The 15,003-nt window shown below is 63.1% G+C and carries 14 protein-coding genes; 8 read left to right on the top strand and 6 right to left on the bottom strand.

The window, feature by feature from the left end; translation table 11 throughout:
• The first annotated feature begins 7 nt into the window (after nt 1-7).
• Complete coding sequence (locus tag C2L65_RS00315) at nt 8-1,642, top strand: tetratricopeptide repeat protein (protein WP_052426800.1); 1,635 nt, start codon at nt 8-10, stop codon at nt 1,640-1,642.
• A gap of 31 nt (nt 1,643-1,673) precedes the next feature.
• On the opposite strand, the gene C2L65_RS00310 is transcribed toward C2L65_RS00315, so the two are convergent.
• Nucleotides 1,674-1,955: a cysteine-rich CWC family protein gene (locus tag C2L65_RS00310; protein ID WP_427910145.1), complete on the bottom strand. Its 282-nt coding sequence runs from the start codon at nt 1,953-1,955 to the stop codon at nt 1,674-1,676.
• A 306-nt stretch (nt 1,956-2,261) separates the two neighbouring features.
• On the opposite strand from C2L65_RS00310, the gene argB reads away from it, so the two are divergent.
• The 7 genes from argB to C2L65_RS00275 all read left to right on the top strand — a co-directional run bounded on the left by argB (nt 2,262) and on the right by C2L65_RS00275 (nt 9,414).
• The gene (argB, locus tag C2L65_RS00305) at nt 2,262-3,161 is read left to right on the top strand and encodes an acetylglutamate kinase (RefSeq protein ID WP_007582059.1); all 900 of its coding nucleotides are present in this window, start codon (nt 2,262-2,264) and stop codon (nt 3,159-3,161) included.
• A 213-nt stretch (nt 3,162-3,374) separates the two neighbouring features.
• A complete protein-coding gene (locus C2L65_RS00300; RefSeq protein WP_042305009.1) occupies nt 3,375-4,154 on the top strand; it encodes a pyrimidine 5'-nucleotidase in 780 nt (259 codons plus the stop codon).
• A 14-nt stretch (nt 4,155-4,168) separates the two neighbouring features.
• Nucleotides 4,169-4,834: a nucleoid occlusion factor SlmA gene (slmA, locus tag C2L65_RS00295; protein WP_042305010.1), complete on the top strand. Its 666-nt coding sequence runs from the start codon at nt 4,169-4,171 to the stop codon at nt 4,832-4,834.
• Nucleotides 4,835-5,074: 240 nt separating this feature from the next.
• Nucleotides 5,075-6,220 carry a homoserine O-succinyltransferase MetX gene (gene metX / locus C2L65_RS00290; RefSeq protein ID WP_042305011.1) on the top strand — a complete coding sequence of 382 codons (1,146 nt, stop codon included), beginning with the start codon at nt 5,075-5,077 and terminating at the stop codon, nt 6,218-6,220.
• Nucleotides 6,217-6,825, top strand: coding sequence for a methionine biosynthesis protein MetW (gene metW / locus C2L65_RS00285; RefSeq protein WP_007582053.1), 609 nt, complete (start codon nt 6,217-6,219; stop codon nt 6,823-6,825). The genes metX and metW overlap by 4 nt, the downstream gene beginning before the upstream one ends.
• Nucleotides 6,826-6,838: 13 nt before the next feature.
• Entirely contained in the window at nt 6,839-8,233 is a 1,395-nt protein-coding gene (locus C2L65_RS00280) for an AmpG family muropeptide MFS transporter (RefSeq protein ID WP_042305012.1), read from the top strand.
• A complete protein-coding gene (locus C2L65_RS00275; protein WP_081920768.1) occupies nt 8,233-9,414 on the top strand; it encodes a M48 family metallopeptidase in 1,182 nt (393 codons plus the stop codon). The genes C2L65_RS00280 and C2L65_RS00275 overlap by 1 nt, the downstream gene beginning before the upstream one ends.
• 12 nt (nt 9,415-9,426) lie before the next feature.
• Here the strand turns inward: C2L65_RS00275 and C2L65_RS00270 are convergent, their stop codons facing one another.
• From C2L65_RS00270 to gatC, 5 genes are all read right to left on the bottom strand, one after another.
• Nucleotides 9,427-10,209, bottom strand: coding sequence for an exodeoxyribonuclease III (locus C2L65_RS00270; protein WP_007582049.1), 783 nt, complete (start codon nt 10,207-10,209; stop codon nt 9,427-9,429).
• A 43-nt stretch (nt 10,210-10,252) separates the two neighbouring features.
• Nucleotides 10,253-11,089 carry a PPK2 family polyphosphate kinase gene (locus C2L65_RS00265; protein ID WP_042305013.1) on the bottom strand — a complete coding sequence of 279 codons (837 nt, stop codon included), beginning with the start codon at nt 11,087-11,089 and terminating at the stop codon, nt 10,253-10,255.
• Nucleotides 11,090-11,227: 138 nt separating this feature from the next.
• Nucleotides 11,228-12,703 (bottom strand): Asp-tRNA(Asn)/Glu-tRNA(Gln) amidotransferase subunit GatB, encoded by a 1,476-nt coding sequence (gatB, locus tag C2L65_RS00260; protein ID WP_042305014.1) that lies wholly within the window; start codon nt 12,701-12,703, stop codon nt 11,228-11,230.
• Nucleotides 12,704-12,705: 2 nt separating this feature from the next.
• Complete coding sequence (gatA, locus tag C2L65_RS00255; RefSeq protein ID WP_042305158.1) at nt 12,706-14,199, bottom strand: Asp-tRNA(Asn)/Glu-tRNA(Gln) amidotransferase subunit GatA; 1,494 nt, start codon at nt 14,197-14,199, stop codon at nt 12,706-12,708.
• A 153-nt stretch (nt 14,200-14,352) separates the two neighbouring features.
• A complete protein-coding gene (gene gatC / locus C2L65_RS00250; protein WP_007582035.1) occupies nt 14,353-14,652 on the bottom strand; it encodes an Asp-tRNA(Asn)/Glu-tRNA(Gln) amidotransferase subunit GatC in 300 nt (99 codons plus the stop codon).
• Nucleotides 14,653-15,003: the final 351 nt, after the last annotated feature.

The raw sequence follows: 15,003 nt of genomic DNA, 5'->3' as shown, positions 1-15,003 counted from the left end.
CCCACAAATGCTTAAAACAACAGTTGATCCACATCAAGTTCTTTTGGATTCCTTCCAGACATTCCTGCGTCATGCTGTCGCAGCGCTTCACAAGGGCGACCGGCAAGCCCACGACATCTGGCTCCAGGCCGCTTCGCATCTGTTTCCAACCAATCCCGATTCGCTCGATGAAATGACACCGCAACTGGTCGCCAAGGGACGCGGCGTCGAGGCGGAGACGATTGCCCGTGCTTTCGCCGCGCTCGCGCCGCACGATCCCCGAGCGCTCTTTCGCCTGGGTCTCACACTGCAATTGATGAACCGGCACGGCGATGCCGTCGCGCCCTACCGTGACGCGCTCGCCATCGACCCCGACCTGCATAGCCTGCGCAACAATCTGGCAAGCGCGTTGATGTGGATGAACCCGGCTTCGGCGGAAGCGGCCGAACTGCTGACGGCCGCGCTCCACCAGAATCCCGCCGATACGAACGCGTGGGTCAATCTCGGCAAGTCGCACCTCGCCCGCTTCGACCTCGACAGCGCGCTCGAAGCCGAGCGGCGCGCAGTCGAACTTCAGCCTGACAACCCGGTCGTGCTCGGCAATCACGGGCAGACACTGCGCGAAGCGCAGCAATGGGAAAACGCCGAGCGCTTCACGTTGGCCGCGCACCGCGCCGCGCCGGACACGCCGTCGCACCTGTCCAACCTGAGCATGATCCACCTGCTGCGCGGCAACTACGCCGACGGCTGGCGCGAGCACGAAGCGCGCTGGGACGGATCGAAGGAACTGGCAGGCAAACGACCGGTGCTGCCCGGCCCAGCTTGGCGCGGCGAATCGCTGGCAGGCAAGACGCTGCTGCTTTGGGGCGAACAGGGGATGGGCGATCTGCTGCAATTCTGCCGCTATGTTCCGTTGCTGGCCGAGCGCGTGCATCGCGAAGGCGGACGTCTTGCGTGGAACTCGTTTCCGCAGATGGGCGCGCTGCTCGGACGCTCGCTCGCGCAACATGCCGACGAGTTCACGTTGGGCGGCGGCGTCGAGCAGTTGCCGAAGTTCGACTACGAGGTGTCACTACTGTCGCTGCCCTTGCTGTTCGATACGCGCGAAGAAACGATCCCGTCGACTGTTCCATATCTGCAAGCCGATCCGCTAGCCGTCGACGCATGGCGTCATCGCCTCGCCGGCGAAAAGCGGCTGAAGGTCGGACTCGTGTGGACGGGCAGCCACGGACATCAACGCAATCCGTACCGCCGCGTCGGCCTGGAACGCTATGTCGACGCCTTTCGCGAGCTCGACAACGTCGCCTTCTATTCGCTGCAGCCCGGCGCCGCAGCCGAAGTGGCGGCTGCCCGCACGGCAGGACTGGATATCGCCGACCACACGGCCGAATTCAAAACCTTCGACGACACTGCCGCCTATCTCGGCGCGCTCGATCTGGTGATCACCGTATGCACGTCCGTCGCGCATCTGAGCGGTGCAATCGGACAACGCACGTGGGTGCTGCTCGACGTCAATCCGCATTGGGTCTGGCTGCTCGATCGCAGCGACAGCCCGTGGTATCCGAGCGCGAGCTTGTACCGGCAGCCGCAGTTTGCGCAGTGGGAGCCGGTGTTCGACAAGCTGACGCGCGATCTCGCGGCGCTGGCAGATTCGCGCACATAGCCGCGCACCACGCCCGCTCGCCGGGGATGCTTCAGTCCGGCGCGGGCGCGGCGCTTCCTTCCATTGCGCGCGTCCGCGCGATTGCGTCGGCGAGACATTCGGGGCATAGGCAGCCGGTGCTGGCGTCGAGCGCGTCGGTGGGCAACGCGGGCATCGATACGCACCAGCACGCTTCACGGCCGCCGCGCGCGCCGCAGTCGAACACACGGCGGCAGCGCGGGCAGCGAGCGCTCGACGTTGCGGAAGATCCAATCGATTCGGGTGGGGACGGGTTCATGACAGCGAGATGAAACCGGTCAGTGGATTTAAACATGATGCCACTTCCGGCGAGTCAGCAAAACGCCTGCCCGCTCGCCCCCGATTCGCTCGTTTGCAAAAGTGGCCGGCCTTTCCAGTTGCGCGAGCGAACTTACAAGCCGGGCAATGGCCCAAACCGTCCGTTGCACCGCTGCAAATTGCGGCGTGAACCACGCGTCCCTCGCCCGTAAAATCCACTTTGCCGCACTGCGGCACAACGGCCACGATCACCGCGACGGCACACATCAGTTTCACTATTGCACCGCGCCAGTTGTGTACAATCCGGCCTTGTTTTCACCGTTTCCGTGTCCGAGCCGCCGCCATGTCCGAGACTCCCGACCTGTCCCAGATCGCCCCCACGCTGAAGGCTGAAATTCTCGCCGAGGCGCTGCCCTATATCCGCCAGTATCACGGCAAGACCGTCGTCATCAAATACGGCGGCAACGCGATGACGGAAGAGCGCCTGAAGCAGGGCTTCGCGCGCGACGTGATCCTGCTGAAGCTGGTCGGCATCAACCCGGTGATCGTGCATGGCGGCGGTCCGCAGATCGATCAGGCGTTGAAGAAGATCGGCAAACAGGGCACGTTCATCCAGGGCATGCGCGTCACCGACGAAGAGACGATGGAAGTCGTCGAATGGGTGCTGGGCGGTGAAGTGCAGCAGGACATCGTCACGCTGATCAACCACTTCGGCGGTCACGCAGTCGGTCTGACGGGCAAGGACGGCGGCCTGATCCACGCGCGCAAGCTGCTGATGCCGGACCGCGACAACCCCGGTCAGTACATCGACATTGGCCAGGTCGGCGAAGTCGAGGCGATCAACCCGGCCGTCGTGAAGGCGCTGCAGGACGACGCATTCATCCCCGTCATTTCGCCGATCGGCTTCGGCGAAGACGGCCTGTCGTACAACATCAACGCGGACCTCGTCGCGGGCAAGCTGGCCGTCGTGCTGAACGCGGAAAAGCTCGTGATGATGACGAACATCCCGGGCGTGATGGACAAGGAAGGCACGCTGCTGACCGATCTGTCCGCGCGCGAAATCGACTCGCTGTTCGCCGACGGCACGATCTCGGGCGGCATGCTGCCGAAAATCTCGTCGGCGCTCGACGCCGCGAAGAGCGGCGTGCGTTCGGTGCATATCATCGACGGCCGCATCGAGCATTCCGTGCTGCTCGAAATTTTGACGGAGCAGCCGTTCGGCACGATGATCCGCTCGCACTGAGCGCGGTCGTCACGTCACGCATCACGCAGGCTCACGCATCACGCGAAGCACGGCACGCTGGCCGCCGTGCTTCGCAGAAGGCATACTGGCCTTCGGTCTTTCGCGCAGTGTCCTGCGCTGTCTCAAGCTTTTCCATTGCACGCATCGCGCGCCGCCCGTCTTGCACGGCAGCGGACCGCCTCGCGCGCTTGATATCTACCACGCCGCAACATCATGCGCACTTTCCGTCCGAAGCGCCGTCGGCCGCAGATTCACGCCGGCACGCCCGTCTGGCTGTTCGATCTCGACAACACGCTGCATCACGCGTCGCACGCGATCTTCCCGGCCATCAACACCGCGATGACGCAGTACATCATCGATGCGCTGCAAGTCGAGCGCGACGAAGCGAACCGTCTGCGCACCGGCTACACGCAGCGCTACGGCGCGGCGCTGCTCGGGCTCACGCGCCATCATGACGTCGATGCGCACGACTTCCTCGACTACGTCCACACGTTCCCCGATCTGCGCGCGATGCTGCGCAGCGAGCGCGGCCTGAAGCGTCTCGTCGACGCGCTGCCCGGCCGCAAGATCGTGCTGACCAACGCACCCGAAGCGTATGCGCTCGACGTGCTAAAAGAGCTGGGCATCGAGCGACTGTTCGAGCGCGTGATAGCCATCGAGCATATGCGCGACCGCCGCTACTGGCGCGCCAAGCCCGATCACGCGATGCTGCGCCGTGCGATGCGCGACGCGCACGTCCGTCTCTCGGACGCGGTGCTCGTCGAAGACACGCGCAGTCATTTGAAGAACTACCGGCGGCTCGGCATCCGCACGGTGTGGATCGTCGGCCACCTGCCGCGACCGGCCCGCCCCGACGGCTCGCTTGCGCGATTGCCGGGCACGGGTCGCCCGCACTATGTCGACAGCCGCATTCGTTCGCTAAAATCGTTGAGACTGGGCACTCGCCCAGGAAGGCCGATCGAACCATTCACGGAGCATCCGGCCTGGCGATAACAGGGACGACAGACATGCAGCCTATCCGCAAGCATGACGAGGACGTAACCGAAGAACAGTCAGCCGCACCGCGCTCGACGCGCCTGAAACCCGGCGAGCGGCGCGTGCATATCCTCCAGACGCTGGCCGCGATGCTGGAGGCCCCGAAGAACGAAAAAATCACCACGGCGGCGCTGGCCGCGCGCATCGGCGTGTCGGAAGCGGCGCTGTACCGCCATTTCGCGAGCAAGGCGCAAATGTTCGAAGGGCTGATCGAGTTCATCGAGCAGACGCTCTTCGGGCTCATCAACCAGATCATCGCGAAAGAGCCAAACGGCGTGCTGCAGGCGCGCGCGATCGCGCTCATGTTGCTCAATTTTTCAGCGAAGAATCCCGGCATGACACGCGTGCTGACCTGCGAAGCGCTCGTCGGCGAACACGAGCGGCTGACCGAGCGGGTCAACCAGTTGCACGAGCGCGTCGAGGCGTCGCTCAAGCAATGTCTGCGGCTCGGCTTGATGGACGCATCGAGCCACGCCGAACACAGTGCGATCCCGCTGCCCGCCGACTACGATCCCGTGGCGCGCGCGAGCCTTTTGCTCAGCTACATCATCGGGCGCTGGCATCGCTTCGTGCGCAGCGGCTTCTCGCGCGCGCCAATCGAACAGGCCGACGCGCAATTGCGCCTCATCCTCCAGTAGGGCGGGCCAACGCAGACGCAGCGCATTTTCCGCTATACTCTGCGCTTGACCGTTCTTGACGGTCCAGAATTGCACAACGCGCCGATTTGCTGACTCGATTGCGGGCGCGCGAACCAGCGGATGGAGTTCATCCATCCCGGTTCACTATAAATGCGGCTAAAGAGGTCGTCAGCCGCGCACACGCTCCTTCCGCGCCATCGCCGACACCATTTAGCCGCCCCATGTCAGAAGGCGGAATGAATGGAATCGATCGGGATCGTCACTCCACAAACAATGCATTTCTCCGAGCCGCTGCGCCTGCAGAACGGCAGCTCGCTCGCGAACTACGACCTCGTCGTCGAAACGTACGGCACGCTCAACGCCGCGCGCAGCAATGCCGTGCTCGTGTGCCACGCGCTCAACGCGTCGCATCACGTCGCGGGCGTCTACGCGGATGATCCGAAGAACGTCGGCTGGTGGGACAACATGGTCGGCCCCGGCAAGCCGCTCGACACTAACCGCTTCTTCGTGATCGGCGTGAACAACCTCGGTTCGTGCTTCGGCTCGACGGGCCCGATGAGCATCGATCCGTCGACGGGCCGTCCGTACGGCGCAAGCTTCCCCGTCGTTACGGTTGAAGACTGGGTGAACGCGCAGGCGCTCGTCGCCGACACGTTCGGCATCGAGAAATTCGCAGCCGTGATGGGCGGCAGTCTCGGCGGCATGCAGGCGCTCGCGTGGAGCATGATGTATCCCGAGCGGCTCGCGCATTGCATCGTCGTTGCATCGACGCCCAAGCTCTCCGCGCAGAACATCGCGTTCAACGAAGTGGCGCGCTCGTCGATCCTGTCGGATCCGGATTTTCACGGCGGCAACTACTACGCGCACGGCGTGAAGCCGAAGCGCGGCTTGCGCGTCGCGCGGATGATCGGCCACATCACGTATCTGTCCGATGACGACATGGCCGCGAAGTTCGGCCGCGCGCTGCGTCGCGCGGAAGGCGCGGAAGACGCCTACAACTTCAACTTCGACGTCGAGTTCGAAGTGGAATCGTATCTGCGCTACCAGGGCGACAAGTTCGCCGACTACTTCGACGCGAACACGTATCTGCTGATCACGCGCGCGCTCGATTACTTCGATCCCGCCAAGGCGTATGACGGCGATCTCACGGCGGCACTCGCGCATACGAAGGCGAAGTATCTGATCGCGAGCTTCACGACCGACTGGCGTTTCGCGCCCGCGCGCTCGCGCGAGCTGGTGAAGGCGCTGCTCGATCACAAGCGCCAGGTCACATATGGCGAAATCGACGCGCCGCACGGCCACGACGCCTTTCTCCTCGACGACGCGCGCTATCACAACCTGATGCGCGCCTACTACGAACGCATTGCTGCAGAGGTCAACGCATGAACCAGCGCGCTCTCGATTATCTTGCGACGCGACCGGATTTCCGCGCGATTGCCCGCTGGGTCGAGCCACGCGGAACGGTGCTCGATCTCGGCTGCGGCGACGGCTCGCTGCTGTCGCTGCTGATGGAAGAGCTCGAAGTAACGGGCTACGGCATCGAGATCAACGACGCCGGCGTGCTCGCTTCGACGAAGAACGGCATCAACGTGATCCAGCAGAATCTGGAAGACGGCTTGCGCCTGTTCGAAGACGGCAGCTTCGATTTTGCGATCCTTTCTCAAACGCTGCAGACCATTCACCAGACAGCCGCGATCCTGCGCGAGACGGTGCGTGTCGGCAAGGAATGCATTGTTTCGTTCCCAAATTTCGGATTCTGGACGCACCGGCTGTCCGTTTTGCAGGGACGCATGCCCGTGTCGAAGTCGCTGCCTTATCAGTGGCACAACACGCCGAACGTGCGCGTGCTGACCATCAAGGATTTCGAGGCGCTCGCGCCGGAAGTCGGCATCGAGATTCTCGATCGAGTCGTGTTGCATGGCGGCCAGCAGGTGCGATGGGGCGTGAACTGGCGTGGTAGTCTTGCGGTCTATCGCGTCAAGAAAAGCTAACGTCACTCATCTCATGTCGAACCCGCCACACGAGGCGCCTGCACTAACCGCTCACGAAGAACATCCCGGCTGGCGCGCGTTTCTCAACGCGCGCATGCTGATCTGCGTTTTCCTCGGCTTCACGTCGGGGTTGCCGCTGTTCACCCTCGTCTATCTTGTCCAGGCCTGGCTGCGCTCAGAAGGCGTGAACCTGAAGGAAATCGGCCTGTTTGCGCTGATCCAGTTTCCCTATACGTGGAAATTCCTCTGGGCGCCGCTGATGGACCGTTACGTGCCGCGTCTGCCCGGCTGGCGGCCAGGACGCCGGCGCGGCTGGATGCTCTTCACGCAGATTCTGGTCGCCGGCGCAATCGCATCGCTTGGCATCGTCTCGCCGCGCGATTCGATCTGGACGGTTGCCGCACTGACCGCGCTCGTCGCGTTCTTCGGCGCGAGCTCGGATATCGTGATCGACGCGTATCGGCGCGAACTGCTGCACGACACCGAGCAAGGCCTCGGCAACGCCGTACACGTGAACGCGTACAAGATCGCGGCGCTCGTGCCCGGTTCGCTCGCGCTGATTCTCTCCGACCATCTGCCGTGGGCGACCGTGTTCATCGTGACGGCCGCTTTCATGCTGCCCGGCATGGTGATGACGCTCGTCGTGAAAGAACCCGAAGTACACGGCGCGCCGCCCAGGAACCTGCGCGAAGCGATCGTCGAGCCCTTCCGTGAATTCATTCTGCGCGACGGCTGGCGCGGCGCGCTGTTCGTGCTCGGGTTCATCTTCCTGTACAAGCTCGGCGATACGATGGCGACCACGCTGTCCACGTCGTTCTTTCTCGACATCGGCTTTTCGCGCACGCAGATCGGCGTGATCGCGAAGACGACGGCGTTCGGCGCGAGTCTGGCGGGCGGCATCATCGGCGGGATTGCGCTGATGCGGATCGGCATCGGTCGCGGCTTGTGGATCTTCGGCATCCTGCAGATGGTGTCGACGCTCGGCTTCGCATGGCTCGCGCATGTCGGACCGACGTCGCCGGGGCTCACCGTCGTGTACGACATCGCCGTTGCGCTCAGCACGGGCACGACGAAACTGCTGTCGTTGCTCGGCGTCGGCTGGACGGTGCAACTCGATCCGATGTCGGTCGCGCTCGCGCTCGTGTACGGCTTCGAGACATTCACGACAGGCCTCACGCTCGCCGCGTTCACCGCGTATATCGCCAGCACGACCGACCCGCGCTATACGGCGACGCAGTTCGCGCTCTTCACGTCGCTGGCTTCCGTGCCGCGCACGCTGGCGTCGGCGGCAAGCGGCTTCGCGGTCGCGCAGATAGGCTGGTTCAACTACTTCCTCGTCTGCACGGCGCTTGCTATACCGGGCATGCTACTGTTGTTTCGGATCGCCCCTTGGAGAAAGCAGTCGTGATGGTGTTTGCGTCGCGGCGCGCTGCCATTGGTCCGGCTTCGCGCGCCGTTTCCCGTCGATCGCCTGCATATCGCATGCGCGGGCGCACCCGTGCGCTGCATCTCGCCGTTCTCGCCGCGTGCGCGGCGTTCGGCGTGACGTCGCCGTGGCAAGCGCACGCGACCGAATCGACGTCGAACGTCAGCGCGCCGCCCGCTGCAAACGCGCCTGCTGCGCCATCCACTCCTTCGACGCCTTCCACGCCAAAGTCAGATGCGCCGTCCGCCACGTCCAGCCCATCCGCGCCGTCGAACGCAGGCACGGCGACGCCGCCAACGCCCGTGACGGCTCGCACGCCGGCACCCACGCCCCCGCTGCCACCGCCTTTCATGCCGAACCAGCAATTGCGCTATGGCGGCTATGCGGTGTTCCGCAATCTGATTCCGTCGCCGATGCTCGAAGCGCAATCGGCTGAGGAGTTTGATCAGATCGCACGCGGCGCCGAGCACATGAGCCGGCTCTATCCGTCATCGGACGCGCACGTGAAGCGCGTGCAGGCGATCGTCGACAAGCTGGTTCCGTATTCGCTGAAATGGAACGACCGCGCGAAGAACTGGAAGTGGGACATCGCGGTGCTGCGTTCGCCGGACATTCGTGTGTACTGTCTGCCAGGCGGCAAGATCGTCGTGTATGGCGGCATGCTCGACAAGGTCAAGCCCAACGACAACGAACTCGGCATGCTGCTCGGCCATGAAATCGCTCACGCGCTGCGTGAGCACGCGCGCGAGCGTCTCGGCGAACAGCAGGCCGCGCAACTCGGATCGGGGACGATTCCGCAACTCTTCGGCCTCGCCGATCTCGGCGAAGCGCCGCTCGGCATCGGCACGCAGTTGCTGGAAATGAAGTACGAACGCGCCGACGAAACGGAAGCCGATGTGATCGGCAGCGACATTGCATCGCGTGCCGGTTACGATCCGCGCGCGGCGATCACGCTATGGGACAAGCTGGCCGTCGCGACGCGCAACAACCGCGATCAGGGCTTCATCTACGTACACCCGTACAACCCGACACGCCGCGCCGACATCATGAAGCGGCTCGCCGACATGCTGCCGCTGTACGCGAAAGCCGTCGGCAAGACCGTCGATGCGTTGCCCGACTATGCGGGCATCGGCCGACCGCGTCGTACGACCGCGACCGACTGACGCCGCTTTCGCTTATTTCTTCGCGATCTTGTGCGCGTAGTCGACGGTCACGGGCGCGTGATCGCTGAACTTGATATCGCGGAACACGTCGACGCGCTTCGCCGTCGCCGCAATGCCCGGCGTCGCGATCTGATAGTCGATGCGCCACCCCACGTTCTTCGCATACGCCTGGCCGCGATTGCTCCACCACGTGTATTGCTCCGGCCGCTGGTCGAGCGTGCGGAACACGTCCACGTAGCCGACATCGTCGAACAGCTTCGTGAGCCACGCGCGTTCTTCCGGCAGGCAGCCCGAGTTCTTCTGGTTGCCCTTCCAGTTCTTGATGTCGATTTCCTTATGCACGATGTTCACGTCACCGCACACGATCACTTCGCGCTCTTTCGACAACTCGGTGAGATGCGGCATGAACTCGTCCATGAAGCGGTACTTCGCCTGCTGACGTTCGTCGCCGCTCGAACCCGACGGCACATACACCGAAATCACCGACAGATTGCCGAAGCGCGCTTCCACGTAGCGGCCTTCGGGATCGAACTCTTCGCTGCCGAAGCCGATGATGACCTCATCCGGCTCGTGACGCGTATAGAGACCCGCGCCGCTATAACCCTTCTTCACCGCATGCTGGAAATAGCCGGTGAAACCGTGCGGCGCGAGGAATTCAGGCGTCATGTCGTCCTGCGAGCATTTGATTTCCTGCACGCACACGACGTCGGCTTTCTGCTCGCCGAACCACTCGAAAAAGCCCTTCTTGGCCGCCGAACGGATGCCGTTCAGGTTGGCGGTGATCACACGCAACATGTTTTTCCTTCGTTATGTTTTCGTCTATTCGACAAGGTGAAGATCATTCGACTATCACGCCCTTCAGCGATTCTTTCGCCGGCGGGAATTCGAGCTTCAGTGACTCGAACGCGCGCAGCAGCAATTCACCGACCATCACGTTGCGGTGAGTCTTCGAATCCGCGGGAATCACGTACCACGGCGCGTAATCCGTCGACGTCGCGGCGAGCGCTTCCTCGTACGCGTCCTGATACTTGTCCCACAGCTTGCGTGCGTCGAGATCGGAGACGTCGAATTTCCAGTGCTTGGTCGGATCGTCGATACGCGCTTGCAAGCGCTCGCGCTGCTCATCCTTCGAAATGTGCAGCATGCATTTGATGATCGTCGTGCCGTTCTGCGCAAGCATCAGCTCGAAATCGCGAATGTGCCGGTAGCGGCGCAGGCGCGCGTCCTTGTCCATCGAACCGAGCACGACGGGCACGAGCACGTCTTCGTAATGGCTGCGGTTGAAGATCGTCAGTTCGCCGGCGGCGGGCGCCTGCGAGTGGACGCGCCACAGGAAGTCGTGTGCAAGCTCGGTGAGCGTCGGCGCCTTGAACGGCACGATGCGCAGACCAAGCGGATCGACTTCATGAAACACCGCGCGGATCGTGCCGTCCTTGCCGCTCGTGTCCATGCCTTGCAGCACGAGCAGAACGCGCTGCACGCGCTGCGCGTGCAGGCGCTCCTGCTGAGCATCCAGCGCCGCGCCGATCTCGGCGAGCCGTTCGCGGTCGGTATCTTTCGATCCCGTCGTAAACGGCTTCGAGGACGGATCGATGCTGGGGAGTGAAAACTTCGCCTTGTCGTTCCCGTCGAAAAAGGGCACGCGATATTCGTCGAGCTCGTTCTTCTTAGCCATCGTTGTTCCTCCTGTGCGCCGTGCAGTCACGTCGAATGGAAAAGCAAACGGGCCGTTGCGCGACTTTCGATGCGACAACAGCCCGTCATGGTCTCGCATACGACATGCCGCACACGAAAGCCGATACCACTACGACACTCAGCCCAGCTTCTTCTTCAACAGCTCGTTGACCTGCTGCGGATTCGCCTTGCCCTTGGTCGCCTTCATCGCCTGGCCGATCAGTGCGTTGAACGCCTTCTCCTTGCCCGCGCGGAATTCCTCGACCGACTTCTGGTTCGCGGCGAGCACTTCGTCGATGATCGCTTCGAGCGCGCCCGTATCCGAAATCTGCTTGAGACCCTTCGCTTCGATGATGCGGTCGGCGGCGGTGTCATCGGTGGCTTTCTCTTCCCAGATCGCGAGGAAAATTTCCTTCGCGATCTTGTTCGAGATCGTGCCGTCGGCGATGCGTTGCAGAACGAGCGCGAGTTGCGCAGCCGACACCGGGCTGTTCGCGATGTCGAGGTCTTCGCGGTTGAGTTGCGACGACACTTCGCCCATCAGCCAGTTCGCCGCGACTTTCGCCTGCGCTGCACCGACCTTCGCGACAACGGCTTCGTAGTATGCGGCCATCGCCTTGCTCGACGTGACGACACCTGCGTCGTACGGTGTGAGACCGTATTGCTCGACGAAGCGCTGCTGCATCGCCGCCGGCAGTTCCGGCAGTTCGCCCCGCACGCGCTCGACCCACGACGAATCGATTACGAGCGGCATCAGATCGGGATCGGGGAAATAGCGGTAATCGTGCGCGTCTTCCTTGCTGCGCATCGAACGGGTTTCGCGCTTGTCGGGATCGTACAGACGCGTTTCCTGCACCACCGTGCCGCCGTCTTCGATCAGTTCGATCTGACGGCGCACTTCGTACTGGATCGCTTCTTCGAGGAAGCGGAACGAGTTCAGGTTCTTGATCTCGGCGCGCGTGCCGAATTCCTTCTGGCCGACGGGGCGCACCGACACGTTCGCGTCGCAGCGGAACGAGCCTTCCTGCATGTTGCCGTCGCAAATGCCGAGCCACACGACGAGACCGTGCAACGCCTTCGCATACGCAACCGCTTCCGCTGCGCTACGCATTTCCGGCTCGGTAACGATTTCGAGCAGCGGCGTGCCCGCGCGATTCAGGTCGATGCCCGTCATGCCCGCAAAGTCTTCGTGCAGCGACTTGCCCGCATCTTCTTCGAGGTGGGCGCGTGTCAGGTTGACGGTCTTTTCATACGCTTCCTTGCCGGCCTTTTCATTGGCGGGCACCTGGATCGTAATCTGACCGCCCTGCACGACAGGGATTTCGTACTGGCTGATCTGATAGCCCTTCGGCAGATCAGGGTAGAAATAATTCTTGCGCGCGAAGATGCTGCGCGGCGCGATCGTTGCGTCGATTGCGAGACCGAACTGGATCGCGCGCTCGACAGCGCCCCGGTTCATCACGGGCAGCACGCCCGGCAACGCCAGATCGACGGCGCAGGCCTGCGTGTTCGGCGCGGCGCCGAACTGCGTGGCCGCGCCCGAGAAAATCTTCGAGACCGTCGACAACTGCGCGTGGGTCTCGAGACCGATAACGACTTCCCATTGTGTTGCCATGCTTAAACTCCCGCCGGCGCCTTGCGATGCCAGTCCGTGACGCGCTGGAACGCGTCCGCCACTTGCAGCATGCGTGCTTCGTTGAAATAGTTGCCGATGATCTGCAAGCCGACGGGGCGCTGCGCATTCGCGCCCGCGCCGAAGCCGCACGGCACGCTCATGCCCGGCAAACCGGCGAGGCTCACCGACAGCGTGTAGATATCCGCGAGATACATCTGCACGGGATCGTCGCCCTTCGCGCCGATATCCCACGCAACCGACGGCGCCACCGGGCCCATGATCACGTCGCACTGCTTGAACGCTTCCTGGAAATCCTGCGCGATGATGCGGCGGATCTTCTGCGCCTGCAGGTAGTAGGCGTCGTAGTAGCCGTGCGACAGCACATAGGCGCCGACCAGAATGCGGCGCTTCACTTCGGGGCCGAAACCTTCGGCGCGCGACTTCTTATACATGTCGAGCAGATCGCGATACTCGGCCGCGCGATGGCCGTAGCGCACGCCATCGAAACGCGACAGGTTCGACGACGCTTCCGCCGGCGCGATCACGTAGTACACGGGAATCGACAGTTCCGTCTTCGGAAGCGACACTTCGACGAGCGTCGCGCCGAGCGCTTCGTATTGCTTCAACGCGGCGTCGATGGAGGCGCGCACGTCGTCGGAGAGGCCTGCGCCGAAGTATTCCTTCGGCAAGCCGATGCGCAGGCCCGCGAGCGGCTTGTCAGCCGCGTTGCCTGCGCCCGACCATGTCTGGCCGAGATAGCGCGTGTAGTTTTCGTGATCGTGCGTGAGGCTCGTCGAGTCGCGCTCGTCGAAGCCGCCCATTGCGTTCAGCAGCAGCGCGCAGTCGGCGGCCGTCTGCGCCAGCGGACCGCCCTGATCGAGCGACGACGCAAACGCGATCATCCCGTAACGCGACACGCGGCCATACGTCGGCTTGATGCCCGTAATGCCCGTGAACGACGCCGGCTGGCGGATCGAACCGCCCGTGTCCGTGCCCGTCGCGGCGGGCGCGAGGCGCGCGGCGACAGCCGCCGCCGAACCGCCCGACGAGCCGCCCGGCACGGCCTTGCGATCCCACGGGTTCTGCACCGGGCCGAAGTACGAGTTCTCGTTCGACGAACCCATCGCGAATTCGTCCATATTGGTCTTGCCGACGCACACCATGCCCGCGCGCGCGATCCGCTCGACGACCGTTGCATCGAACGGGCTCGTATAGTTTTCGAGCATCTTCGAGCCGGCCGTGGAGCGCCAGTTGCGCGTGACGAACACGTCCTTGTGCGCGATGGGCAGGCCCGTCAGCGGACCGGCGTTGCCGGCGGCGATCAGCGCGTCGGCGGCTTGCGCCTGCGCGAGCGTCTGTTGCGCATCGACGTGAACGAAGGCGTTCAGCGCCTTGTGATCGTCAATGCGTTTCAGATACGTCTGCGCCAGTTCGACCGCGGAGCATTGCTTCGCGTCGAGCGCGGCGCGCAGTTCGGTCAAGCTTTTTTCATGCATTGCGTTTTTCCTGGAAAGCGCGACGGCGCGCTGCGCCGCCGTGAAGGCTTCCGGCCGCCCGCCGGCGGGCCGGGCCGAACAGAGCGGGTTGTGCTGCGCGCCGAGATTCGCACGCGTGACACACAACCCTGTGCTAAATCATTGAAGCGGCGCTTACTCGATGACCTTCGGCACCAGATACAGGCCGTCCTGCACCGCGGGCGCCGGACGCTGGTAATCATCGCGATTCACGTTTTCGGTCACCGCGTCGTTGCGCAGACGCAGCGCCACGTCTTCGATCTGCTCGATGGGATGCGCGAGCGGCGCGATGCCCGTTGTATCCACCGCCTGCATCTGTTCGACGAGGCCGAAGAAATCGTTGAGCTGGGTCAGCGTGTGCTCGGCGTCGGCATCGGGCAGTTCGAGCCGTGCGAGGTGGGCGATGCGTTTCACATCGGTCAGAGTCAGGGCCATGCGATCACCGGAAAAGTGGCAGTCTGCCGCAACGATGAAAAAACGATGCTGCGACAGCGGGTTAGGTCATTGGAGCAAGCCCTCGAAATTGGGGCCCGCGAAGGCAAAAAGTGCCATTCGTTTCCTTTAAATCAAGCAAAATTATAAGGTATCATTACGCGTTCGACCCAAACCCGGACCGTCTTACCAAGGGCTTTCTGACATTTTCAGAGATCGCTGAACGACAGTTCGGCTGCCTTGCGATAGCCTCCGGTACGTTCCCTCGCAGTTTCATGCTTCCTACGGCGCACTTGGCCGGACATGAGGCTGCTAATTTTTTTCCGCTGCCGCCCTACGCTTTCGATGCGAGGG

The sequence above is a fragment of the Paraburkholderia terrae genome (assembly GCF_002902925.1).
Lineage (GTDB): Bacteria > Pseudomonadota > Gammaproteobacteria > Burkholderiales > Burkholderiaceae > Paraburkholderia > Paraburkholderia terrae.
This window is presented reverse-complemented; position numbering and strand designations above follow the sequence as displayed.

Coding starts and splice junctions, on each gene's coding strand:
- C2L65_RS00315 (WP_052426800.1), top strand. CDS start 8: ATGCTTAAAACAACAGTTGATCCACATCAAGTTCTTTTGGATTCCTTC.
- C2L65_RS00310 (WP_427910145.1), bottom strand. CDS start 1,955: ATGTTTAAATCCACTGACCGGTTTCATCTCGCTGTCATGAACCCGTCC.
- argB (WP_007582059.1), top strand. CDS start 2,262: ATGTCCGAGACTCCCGACCTGTCCCAGATCGCCCCCACGCTGAAGGCT.
- C2L65_RS00300 (WP_042305009.1), top strand. CDS start 3,375: ATGCGCACTTTCCGTCCGAAGCGCCGTCGGCCGCAGATTCACGCCGGC.
- slmA (WP_042305010.1), top strand. CDS start 4,169: ATGCAGCCTATCCGCAAGCATGACGAGGACGTAACCGAAGAACAGTCA.
- metX (WP_042305011.1), top strand. CDS start 5,075: ATGGAATCGATCGGGATCGTCACTCCACAAACAATGCATTTCTCCGAG.
- metW (WP_007582053.1), top strand. CDS start 6,217: ATGAACCAGCGCGCTCTCGATTATCTTGCGACGCGACCGGATTTCCGC.
- C2L65_RS00280 (WP_042305012.1), top strand. CDS start 6,839: ATGTCGAACCCGCCACACGAGGCGCCTGCACTAACCGCTCACGAAGAA.
- C2L65_RS00275 (WP_081920768.1), top strand. CDS start 8,233: ATGGTGTTTGCGTCGCGGCGCGCTGCCATTGGTCCGGCTTCGCGCGCC.
- C2L65_RS00270 (WP_007582049.1), bottom strand. CDS start 10,209: ATGTTGCGTGTGATCACCGCCAACCTGAACGGCATCCGTTCGGCGGCC.
- C2L65_RS00265 (WP_042305013.1), bottom strand. CDS start 11,089: ATGGCTAAGAAGAACGAGCTCGACGAATATCGCGTGCCCTTTTTCGAC.
- gatB (WP_042305014.1), bottom strand. CDS start 12,703: ATGGCAACACAATGGGAAGTCGTTATCGGTCTCGAGACCCACGCGCAG.
- gatA (WP_042305158.1), bottom strand. CDS start 14,199: ATGCATGAAAAAAGCTTGACCGAACTGCGCGCCGCGCTCGACGCGAAG.
- gatC (WP_007582035.1), bottom strand. CDS start 14,652: ATGGCCCTGACTCTGACCGATGTGAAACGCATCGCCCACCTCGCACGG.